The following is a 10,243-nucleotide window of genomic DNA, read 5'->3' as shown; positions in this document are numbered from 1 at the left end:
TCCAAGACCGGGACAATGGCGCTGTTGCACTTGATACTTGAAACCGCCAGCCAAAACAAAAGGCGCCCTGTCTTGCGCCGATGCTACGCATCGGTGCCCTGCGCGGCTCCGTCCGCAAGCGGGCCAGCCGGAAACTCGCTGCGCTCAGACATCCGGCTGCCTTATCCGCTTGCGGCCTCCACTGCTCGGCGCTACGCCCAAGGGAACCCAATACAGACAGGCTCGCTAACGCTTCGCCCAGAAGATCGCGAAGCGATCTTTGTCAGACGACGCCGAAGGCGAGTCCGAGTAAGCGCGGTCCACTAACGACTGCCGGCGCAGCAAGTTAGTAACGCTCGCTCTTGGCTTGGCCTGTGTATTCCGGCCCGTTGCACGGCGACGCAGACACGGAGTGGCGACGGGTGTCCGGCGCACTGCGCCGGTGCGGCCAGCCTGTTTGAGCGTCGCCAAAGCGACGCGAGTCCTGGCCGCATCCCGTCGCCGCTGCGTGTCGGAGTGCACCGGCGCAGCCGGCGCTGTGTCCGGGTGTCTTTTTTCTTTGCTTACTTTCTTTTGGACAAGCAAAAGAAAGTGAGTCGCGCAGCAGCGCGAAACAAAAGGTGCGACGAACTTGTGAGTGCCGAAAGACTCGCGACCTGAAGTCACCGGCTTTCAACTCAGACGTTCAAACAAAGCCACCCGCAGTTCTAGACCAAGCGCTTCCGCGAGAGCCGATCGACAAGCCGTGCAAGCCCATCGAGATCCCGCGCCGGCGCACAAAGATCAACATGTGGCGAGTCGTGCTGAACGCCCAACGCGGTCGTGAAATAACGTGGATGATCCATCAGGGGATCGAGCCAGATCAGTGCACGACAACGAGCACGCAGCTGCTTCAGAGCGGCCTGTAGACGCTCCGGCTCATCACTGTCCCAGCCGTCGGACACGATCATCACCACCGTGTTGCGATCGAGCATTTGATCGGCATGACGCGCCATGAAGGCTTCCAGCGACGTGGCGATACGCGTGCCGCCGGCCCAGTCGTCGACCGTGTCCGCTAATCGAGCCAGTGCGGCCTCGACACGCCCACGAGCCAACGGCTCGGTAACCCGCGACAGCTGCGTGCTGAACACAAAGCTCTCCATCGAGCGAAACGCCTGACCAAACGCGTGCACGAAACACAAGAAGAAACGGCTATAGGCGTCCATCGAATAGCTGACGTCTGCGAACACCACCAGCCGTGGCCGCTCGCGTGGCCGATAGCGGCGTCGGAACGCGAATACCTCCCCGCCCCGAGCGATTGCGCTGCGCAGACTGGCACGCAGATCCAGCCGGCCCTGGGCACGCCGACGCCAGCGTCGGGCGGCGCGTCGAGCGAGCTGGCGACCCAGGGCGCGAATCAAGCGTTCCATCGCGGCGCGCTCACGCTCGTCGATCGCAGCCAAGTCGGCCTGCATGGCCCGGCGCTGACCGCTGGCGCCGTCGTTCGGCCCGTCCGACTGCGTTTCGTCGAGCGTTTGCCCGCGGGCCGGATCGGGATCGCCGCCGTCACCGGTGCCGCGGGCCGGCTCGTCGCTGTCGTGATCTTCGTCGCCGGCGTCGCGCTCCACGGTCTTCGCAGGCGTAATAAAATGATCACCCCAGAACGCGTCGAAGACGGTATCGAAACGGGCCCGATCGTCGGGCGTCTTGGCCATGCAGGCACGAAGCACGGCTGCGAAACGCGGCTTGTCGGTGACCGGTAACGCTTGGAGCGCGGCCAATGCATCGGCGCTTTCGGCCGGGCTCACCGTCACACCCTGGGCCCGCAGTTCGCTGGCAAACGCCGCCAGCGCGCGTGTCAGCGACCAGTAACGGCCAGCGTTGCGAAACTGTTTGTCAGCGGCCACCGCGGTAGACCGCCAGCCGCTCGCGCATTGAGTCGATATCGGCCGGGTCCTTGAACAGCGCGCCGAGCGTGGCCGGCACCTGGGCATGATCGAGATCCGCAGCACCGATCTCGATCAAAGACGCGGCCCAATCGAGCGTCTCCGACAGGCCGGGCGTCTTGGTCAGGTCCTGTTCGCGGGCCCAGGCGAGATAATCGACGATCGCATCGGCCAGAGCGGCGTCGATACCGGGCAGCCGTTGTTCCAGCACCGCTCGTTCCTTGGCCCGGTCCGGGTAATCCAGCCACAGATACAGACAGCGGCGGCGCGTGGCTTCGGCCAGCGCGCGGGTGCGATTGCCAGTGATCACGACCAGCGGCGGCACCTCGGCACGGACGGTGCCGTATTCGGGAATGCTGATCTGCCATTCGGACAGGATTTCGAGCAGAAAACTCTCGAAGGCCTCGTCAGCGCGGTCGAGCTCGTCAATCAGCAGCACCGGCGGCGGACTGTGGCGCAGGGCCGCGAGCAGCGGCCGTTCGAGCAGGAAATCGTCGCTATAGAGGCTGGCCCGGAGCGTGTCGGCCGACGCGCCGGCGGCTTCCTGCAGGCGAATTTCCAACAACTGGCGCGGATAGTCCCATTCGTACAGCGCCTGGGCGGCATCCAGACCTTCATAGCACTGCAACCGGATAAGACGGGTATCCAGCGCTGCCGACAGCGCCCGCGCGATCTCCGTCTTGCCGACACCGGCGGGACCTTCCACCAGCAACGGCTTGCCCAGCGCCATCGCCAGATACAGCGTCATGCGCAGATCGGCGTCGGTGACATAGGCCTGATCAGCGAGCGCGGCGTCGAGCGCTTCGGGGCTGTCGAAGCGCGCTTTCGGGTTCGAGTCCGTCATGCGCCGTGGTCGCTGTCTTCGGTCTTGTCGTCGTCCGCGTCGATCAGGCCGTCGTTGATCAGAGCGAGCGTCACCAGCCGGGCATAGAGCGATTCGCGCAGGCTGCGCGGACGCTCCAGCCCCATGCGTTCGAGATAGGGCCCGGCCGCCACCGGCAGGCTGGCCAAGCGGGCGGCATGGCGCGCGAACTGCGACAGCGTCTGGCCGGTGGAGCCGCCCTGCAGTTTCTTGAGCGCGCCGATCAACGCACGCTCGATCTCGGTGAAATCGCTGCCGTAGGGATACGGCTCGAAACGGCCCCTGGCCTTTTCCGCTGCAAGCCAACGGCCGACGTTCTCCGGCGTGTTGCTGCGTGCGCGGATCGGCACCTGGTAATCACGCGCCAGCTTGCCGGCCGCGACCGCCGAACTGCGCAGTTCATCCTGAAAGCGCGCATCGGCGATTTCGATCAGCGCCTTGGCGACCTCTTCATCCGTCTTGCCGCGCAGATCGGCCACGCCGTATTCGGTGACCACGATATCGCGCAGGTGGCGCGGGATCGTCGTATGCGCGTAGTGGGCCACGATATTCGATTCCGGACCGTCCGAAGACTGGCGCACCGCGCGCACGCAGATGATCGAGCGGCCGTCTTCGAGTGCATGGGCCTGGGAGACGAAGTTGTACTGGCCGCCCACGCCGGACAGCACCTGGCCGCTTTCGAGTCCGTCCGAGGCGATGGCCCCCGACAGCGTGGCCTTGATCGCGGTATTCACGAAGCGCGACTGCCGGCGCTGCACGCGGCGCAGCGCCTCGTTGCCATAGAGTTCGTTGATCTCGCCAACGCTGGTCATGTGGAACAGATCGCGTTCGTCATCGTCGAGCGCGTGCAGTGCATCGTAGAAACTGTTCGGCCCGAGAAAAAAGCCGCCGTGCACGAGCGTCGCGCCCTTGAGTCGATCGCCGAGACAACGCGCCTCGATTTCGGCGCGGGCCGTTGCATCGTCGAGATCGGCCGCGATCGCTGCGCCGCCGTCGCCGGCATCCAGTTCGCGCCCTTGCAGAGACACGTCGTCGTGAAACACGCCGATATGCTTGAGACGCGCCACATCAGTTTCATCGAGCTGGCTGCGTAGATCGCCCGCATCGCGCAACGCGGCGAGTGTCGCGGCGTTCACATCGATGCCAATCGCGCCGGCATCGAGGAGCTTCTGAATACCGATATCGTCGTAGACCGGCCGCGAGATCACGCCCGCGCGATACATCTGGATATAGGCGTCGACCAGCATTTCCGTACAGCCGTAGAGGCCCTGCTCGAAAGGCTCGAGACCGCCGATGGCCTCGATCAACGCGCGCTCGGCGTCGCCACGATCGATGCCGTGCATCAATGCCTGATAGTCCGCGTTGTGGTTATGCCTCAGGTCGCAGCTATAGGCGATCGCATCGGACAGCGAACCGATGCCGATCTGCAGCGTGCCGCCATCCGCGATCAGGCCGGATACACGCAGGCCGATCGCGTAGTCGGCAGGCGCGACCGGCATCGCCGGCGCGCCGAAGGGTTTGAAGGTGGCGGCCTCGCCCTCGAATATGGCATCTGCCAGCGAGGCATCGACGAGCGCGCTGCGCGTCATCATCGGCATACGGGCATTGAGCTGGCCGATTACCCAGATTGGCTCGCCGCGCTCGCGCATGGCTTCGATCACAGGCACCAGATCGAGCGTCACGTCGGTATTGCTCGACAACGAGAAACAGCTGTCGTCCGGGCCGGGTGCCCCCATTTGCATGAGCACGTTGACACCCGAGTTGATCAGGTCGCGCGCCACATGGGTGTAGTTGACCGAGCGATAGTGGCGCTGCGCGTGTTCGTTACCGAGCAACGCGCCGGGCTGGAAGAAGAATTCGGACACCGTGACGTTGTCCGGCAGCGCGCCGGATTGGACGTCTCGCAGGTAATGCAGCCCCGGATAATCCTCGAACACGCGCTCGACGATCGGATCCATGATCCGGCGCTCCAGATCGCTCGATGCGTGCGGCACGTCAAGCGACAGCGCAGTGAGAATGCTCAACCGGATTGCGGGATTCGCCTTGGCCCGCGCGTAAAGGGCATTAAGCAGCGTGGCCGGCTTGCCGAGCCCAAGCGGCGCGCCGACGCGGATGTCTTGGCCAACAGTCTCGATCAGCCAGTCGACAGTGGCTTCGGCATCCGTGAATCGCTGCGGGCGATCAGTCATGGGCTTCTCCATGCGGGCGGCGACCTGCTCGAACCGGCTCAGGCCGCGTTGCTGCTGCCATACCGGTCGACATACTCCTGCGGCACCTTTACTTGTAGCGCGCCCGGGAACACGCGGAAGCTGGCCGGCGTTTCGGTGAGAATCTCGCCGTCGGTATTGATCGGCATCGGCCGGTCGGTGGTGATCTCGAAAGTCGTGCCTTCGAGCAGCTGCACGCCCTGCACCGATTTGTCCGGCCCGCGCACCAGCGCGGGCAGCATGCCGACCAGCTTGGCCAGCGACTGCGGCTTGAGGCTGTAGAGATCCAACCGGCCATCGTCGAGCGCCGCATCGCTGGCCACAGCCAGCCCGCCGCCGAAGTAACGGCCGTTGCCGACCGCGAGCTGGATCGAGTGCAGCCGGTGGCTTTCGTCGCCGCAACGCACCGTCGCGCCGAACGGTTTGGTATCGCGGTAGGCCGAGAACACGTTGCTGGCATAGCCCAGCGAGCCGAACCATCGTTTGGCCACGTCGGAACGGTATTCACAGGCCCGCACGGCCAGGCCAATGCTGGCGACGTTCACGAAATGCACGTCGTTGCACTTGCCCAGATCGACACCGTGGGTCACGCCCTCGACCACGTTGCGGCAGGCTGCCTGCAATTCGGTAGGGATGAGTAGCGTGCGCGCGAAATCGTTCGCGGTGCCCAGTGGCAGCACACCCATGGGCTTGCCCGAGTGCATTACCGATTCCGCCGCCAGATTGAGCGTACCGTCGCCGCCGCCCAGCACGATGATATCCACCGCCTGGGCATGACGGTCGATCTCGGCGGGCACGTCGTCCGGCTCATCAAACTTGCCGAGCAGAACTTCGACGTCGAGGGCCTCCAGCGCATCGCGGGCCGCCTGTGCGTTGGCTTCACCCTGGCGGGATTCCCGATTGATCAACAATAGCGCGCGCAGAATCTTCACCGGAGCAATAAGCAATTGCGGCTAGCGTAGTGGCCGCCCGACCCCAGCGCAATCGACACGATCAAATACGCGCGTGAGGGCTGGTCAGCGCCGCGGGTTTGCCTCAAGATCGAAATCGAAACGCACCCGCGAGGCTCTCATGCAAAGCTTTACCCAACGGATGATCGGCGCCGCCAAACTGCAGGCGCCGACCTATGAAGAGGTCGAACACGACAGCAGCGCCACCGGCCAGGCGGCCCTGGTCGTCGCGCTGGCCGCGCTGGCGGCCGGCATCGGCGCGCTCGGCGCCGTGGGCGGCAGTATCGGTTTTCTGCTACTCAACGCGGTGGCCGCCCTTCTCGGCTGGCTGATCTGGGCCGCGATTATCTGGGCGATCGGCACCAAACTGTTGCCCGAGGCCCAGACCGAAGCCGACATCGGCCAACTACTGCGTACGCTCGGGTTTGCCGCCACGCCGGGCTTACTGCGCGTATTCGGCATCATTCCCATCCTGGGCCCGATCGTCTGGCTCGTGGCGTCCGTGTGGATGCTGGCCACAACCGTCATCGCGGTACGCCAGGCGCTGGACTACAACAGCACGCTGCGCGCGGTGGGCGTCTGTGTAGCGGGCTGGCTCGTGCAGCTGTTGATCATGGCCTTGATCGGCGGTCTTGCAGGCCCGACTGGCCCCGCAGGCATGTAAGAAGACGGAAAGCGGGCTGCGGCTCAGGCCGCGGCCCGCGTCTGCACAGGCTTTTGGGCGGTTTCGGCAGCGTGCGCTGCATCGAAATAGCAGTCGAGCAGACGTAGCTGGCGGGCCGCAGTCGCGGCCTGAACCATGTCCATATACAGCGCCGGCCGGGCCGGCCGACGTTCCTGCAGCCACGCGAGATGCTTGCGGGCGACTCGCACGCCCTGCTGCTCGCCATAGAAATCATGCAGCTGCTCGACGAGCGCCATGAGAATCTCGCGCTCGTCGGCCAGGGTCGGCGCAGCAGGCGTCTGCCCGGTGGCCCGCTCGATCGCAATATCGCGGAACAGCCAGGGCCGCCGGCAAGCCGCGCGGCCGATCATCAGCCCGTCCGCACCGGTTGCGGCCAGCACCTGGCGCGCCTTGGCCGGCGAATCGATATCACCGTTCGCCCAGACCGGAATCGACACCGCCCGTTTTACCGCCGCGATCGTGTGGTACTCGGCCACGCCCTTGTAGTGCTGATCCCGGGTACGCCCATGCACGGCGAGCGCGGCAATGCCGGCTTGCTCGGCACAGCGTGCAATCGCCACGGCGTTGCGCCGATCCGCGCTGACGCCGGTACGCATCTTGAGCGTGACCGGCACGTCCACCGCGTTGGCGACGCCGTCGAGAATCGCCGCCACCCGATCGTAATCCGCCATCAGCGCCGAACCCGCGGCCTTGCGACAGACCTTCTTGGCCGGACAGCCCATGTTGATATCGATGATATCCGCGCCTTCATCGGCGTTGACCCTGGCGGCGTGCACCAGATCGGCCACGTCGCCGCCGGCAATCTGCACGATCCGCGGCGCGGGCTCGCCGGCATGATCGAGACGCAGCTGCGACTTGCGGGTGCCACGCAGTTCGGGGCGAGCCGAGACCATTTCCGCGGTCGTCGCGCTCGCGCCCAGGCTTTTGCAGAGCTGGCGAAAGACACGGTCGGTCACGCCCGCCATCGGCGCGGCGGCTAGGCCCGACTCGAATTGGAAACCGGCGATACGCATGGCGACATATTCTAGAGCAAGCGACGGCTGGACTCTGCGGAAGCCGGATCGAAACGTGTTATTTTCGCTGGCATCGGTTTGTCAGCCCATCTAAACCTCGATGACCACTCAATCTGTTCGCCCCGCGGCGCTGCTCGTCGCCATCACGCTCGGCCTGGCCACGTTGGCCGGCTGTTCCGAGACGCCGCAGGAGAAATACGACAACGCGGTCGAGAAGCTCAACGAGACCCGCGAATCCCGCAACGACGCGCAGGAAAAGGTCGCCTCCAAGAAGGAAGAGCTGAGCGAGCTCCAGGCCAACCTCAACGAGGCCGAGGCTAAGCTCCAGGAAGCACGCAAGAAAGTCGAGGCCGCATCGCAGGCGGTCAACAAGACCGTCAACGACGAGGTGCTGTTCCGCACCATCCAGCGTGAGGTGCTGGACAAGAAGGAATTCGACAAGGCGGCGATCTCGGTCGGGGTCAAGAACCGCGTGGTCACGCTCACCGGCAATGTGCCCGACGACGAGACGCGCAAGCGCGCGATCAAGCTCGCCCGTTCGCAGGCCGGCGTGCAGGACGTGATCGACGAACTGGAAGTCGCCGATGGCGAGACGAGCGCCCCGCCGCCCGCCAGTAACGCCACGAGTAACGCCGAGAAGCCGTCGGACAAGCCGCAGCAGAAGGCGCCGGAGCAGAAGAAGCCCCAGCCGCCGAAGAAAGCGGCCGGCGACAAACCGGCGTCGGCTGAAAACAAGCCGCAAAGCGAAAACGACGGTGACAAGCCGTCCGCTTCGGATTCGGGTGACGACAGCTCGAGCAGCGAGAAACCGGCCAAGCCGGAACCGCAGATGGGCGAGAGCTAGACCGTGCTGGTCCTCGCCTTCTGGCTACTGGTGATCGCCGCGCTCGGCGGCGCCACCATGGCGACGCTGGACGGCGCGACACGGCCGTTGCGCATAGGCCACGGCGCTATCGCCGGAGTCGGCTTGGCGTGTCTGCTGATCGGTGCACTGATTACGCCGGGCACGCTCGTCTGGACCGCGTTCGCGCTGCTCGCGATCGGCTTCGGTGCGGGCGCGGTGCTGTTCGGCGTCGTCTGGAAGCACAGCGCGCCGCCGAAGCTGTTCATCTACGGCCACGGCGCGATCAATACGCTGGGCGTGATCCTGCTCGGCGTGGCGGTATTCAGCTAGCCGCTTAACCCGGCATCAAAACAGCCGAAAGCGCAGATGCTTTCGACGCGGCCTGCAGCCGCGTTATTCCGCGTCCAGCGTCTTCGCTTTCTTCTGGAAGCTGCGGATCCGCCATGCCGTCGACAGCTCGGCCTTCACATGGCCGAACAAGCCTTTCCATAGCGGCATGTTCCAGTCCGGCTCTGCACCGCGGCCCATGCGCATGAGCTGCATGTAGTACCAGCCCATCTGGGAAAAAATATTGATGAAGCGTAGCGCCGATATCGACGAGCGCGGGCCGAGCTTGCCACCGCCATAGGCCAGGTCGGCGCCCGGATCTTCGGCGCGCTCGGTAGTCTGCTCGAACAGCCGATTCACGAACGCCGGATCGACACATAATGGCCGGCCGAGACCGATCACGTCGGTATCGCCGCTGGCGAGTGCTTCGACCATGGCGGCACCGGAACGAAAGCCGCCGGTCACCATCAGCGGCATCGTCGCCGCCTTGCGAATCAGTGCCGCATATTCCATGAAATAGGCTTCGCGCCGCTTCGTACTTTCGCGGCGATCGTCTTCAGCCTGGCTCTCGTCGCCCGAATGGCCGAGCAGCCGCGGCTGCTCGTAGCTGCCGCCGGATATCTCCAGCAGATCGATATCGCACTCGCTGAGCCAGCGCACGACTTGCAGACATTCCTCGTTGGTGAAGCCGCCCTTCTGGAAATCGGCGGAGTTAAGCTTCACGCCAACAGCAAATTCCGGCCCAACGGCGGCCCGCACCGCGCGTACAACCTCGAGCAGCAAGCGCGCCCGGTTTTCCAGGCTGCCGCCATAGTCGTCGCTGCGGCGATTGGTCACCGGCGACAGAAACTCGCTGAGCAGATAGCCGTGGGCCCCATGGACCTGCACACCGTCGAACCCAGCATCGCGCGCGACCGTGGCTGCGTGTACGAAGCGTTCGACCACCGATTCGATGCCCTGACGGGTAAGCGCGCGCGGCGTGCGATAGGCGCCGAGCAGCTTCAGGCCGACGGCCGACGGCGCGACGGGGCGCGGCGTGCAATACAGCGGCGCCTGGCGGCCGGCGTGCGACAACTGCATCCAGACGCGATTGCCGCCTTCCTTCGAGGCGGCCGCCCAGCGAGACAGCGCCCGCGGATCGGCAGCGCCGTCGATGACGACATTGCCCGGGCGCTCGAGATCCCAGCGATCGATCTGGACGTTGCCGGTGATCAGCAGGCCTGCGCCGCCATGCGACCAGCGCCGGTAGAGCGTTTCCAGCGCGGGCGTCGGGTTCATGCCGGCATCGGACAGGCCTTCGGTCATCGCCGCCTTGGCGATGCGGTTGGGCAGGGTCTGGCCACAAGGCAGGGTCAGCGGTTCGCGCAGGCTGTCGAGCGAAGCGTCGACCGACGCGAGGGCATTATTGTCGTTGGTTGCCATCACGCCAGTATAGCCAGTCGCCGCTGTTC

At 65.1% G+C, this 10,243-nt stretch carries 9 protein-coding genes; 3 read left to right on the top strand and 6 right to left on the bottom strand.

The window, feature by feature from the left end; genetic code table 11:
* Positions 1–686: 686 nt before the first annotated feature.
* The 4 genes from SADO_RS09575 to SADO_RS09560 are packed head-to-tail and all read right to left on the bottom strand — an operon-like array spanning position 687 to position 5,920.
* Positions 687–1,865, bottom strand: a complete 1,179-nt coding sequence (locus SADO_RS09575; RefSeq protein WP_353110955.1) for a vWA domain-containing protein — start codon at positions 1,863–1,865, stop codon at positions 687–689.
* Positions 1,855–2,748 carry an AAA family ATPase gene (locus SADO_RS09570; RefSeq protein ID WP_353110954.1) on the bottom strand — a complete coding sequence of 298 codons (894 nt, stop codon included), beginning with the start codon at positions 2,746–2,748 and terminating at the stop codon, positions 1,855–1,857. Before SADO_RS09570 ends, SADO_RS09575 begins: the two co-directional genes overlap by 11 nt.
* Positions 2,745–4,955 (bottom strand): acetyl-CoA hydrolase/transferase C-terminal domain-containing protein, encoded by a 2,211-nt coding sequence (locus SADO_RS09565; protein WP_353110953.1) that lies wholly within the window; start codon positions 4,953–4,955, stop codon positions 2,745–2,747. Before SADO_RS09565 ends, SADO_RS09570 begins: the two co-directional genes overlap by 4 nt.
* Positions 4,956–4,993: 38 nt before the next feature.
* On the bottom strand, positions 4,994–5,920 hold the full coding sequence (locus tag SADO_RS09560) for a lipid kinase (protein ID WP_353110952.1): 927 nt from the start codon (positions 5,918–5,920) through the stop codon (positions 4,994–4,996).
* A gap of 124 nt (positions 5,921–6,044) precedes the next feature.
* On the opposite strand from SADO_RS09560, the gene SADO_RS09555 reads away from it, so the two are divergent.
* Positions 6,045–6,587, top strand: coding sequence for a YIP1 family protein (locus tag SADO_RS09555; protein WP_353110951.1), 543 nt, complete (start codon positions 6,045–6,047; stop codon positions 6,585–6,587).
* Positions 6,588–6,610: 23 nt separating this feature from the next.
* Here SADO_RS09555 and dusB read toward each other — a convergent pair whose 3' ends face one another.
* The gene (gene dusB, locus SADO_RS09550; RefSeq protein WP_353110950.1) at positions 6,611–7,621 is read right to left on the bottom strand and encodes a tRNA dihydrouridine synthase DusB; all 1,011 of its coding nucleotides are present in this window, start codon (positions 7,619–7,621) and stop codon (positions 6,611–6,613) included.
* 100 nt (positions 7,622–7,721) lie between these two features.
* Between dusB and SADO_RS09545 the strand changes: the two genes are divergently transcribed.
* Both SADO_RS09545 and SADO_RS09540 read left to right on the top strand, forming a co-directional pair.
* The gene (locus SADO_RS09545; RefSeq protein WP_353110949.1) at positions 7,722–8,465 is read left to right on the top strand and encodes a BON domain-containing protein; all 744 of its coding nucleotides are present in this window, start codon (positions 7,722–7,724) and stop codon (positions 8,463–8,465) included.
* 3 nt (positions 8,466–8,468) lie between these two features.
* Positions 8,469–8,795 carry a hypothetical protein gene (locus SADO_RS09540; RefSeq protein WP_353110948.1) on the top strand — a complete coding sequence of 109 codons (327 nt, stop codon included), beginning with the start codon at positions 8,469–8,471 and terminating at the stop codon, positions 8,793–8,795.
* Between the two features lie 63 nt (positions 8,796–8,858).
* On the opposite strand, the gene SADO_RS09535 is transcribed toward SADO_RS09540, so the two are convergent.
* Complete coding sequence (locus tag SADO_RS09535) at positions 8,859–10,214, bottom strand: NADH:flavin oxidoreductase/NADH oxidase family protein (RefSeq protein WP_353110947.1); 1,356 nt, start codon at positions 10,212–10,214, stop codon at positions 8,859–8,861.
* Positions 10,215–10,243: the final 29 nt, after the last annotated feature.

This window comes from Salinisphaera dokdonensis CL-ES53, assembly GCF_040361215.1.
GTDB lineage: Bacteria > Pseudomonadota > Gammaproteobacteria > Nevskiales > Salinisphaeraceae > Salinisphaera > Salinisphaera dokdonensis.
The sequence above is the reverse complement of the archived record's forward strand: the minus strand, read 5'-3'. Positions and strand labels throughout refer to the sequence as shown.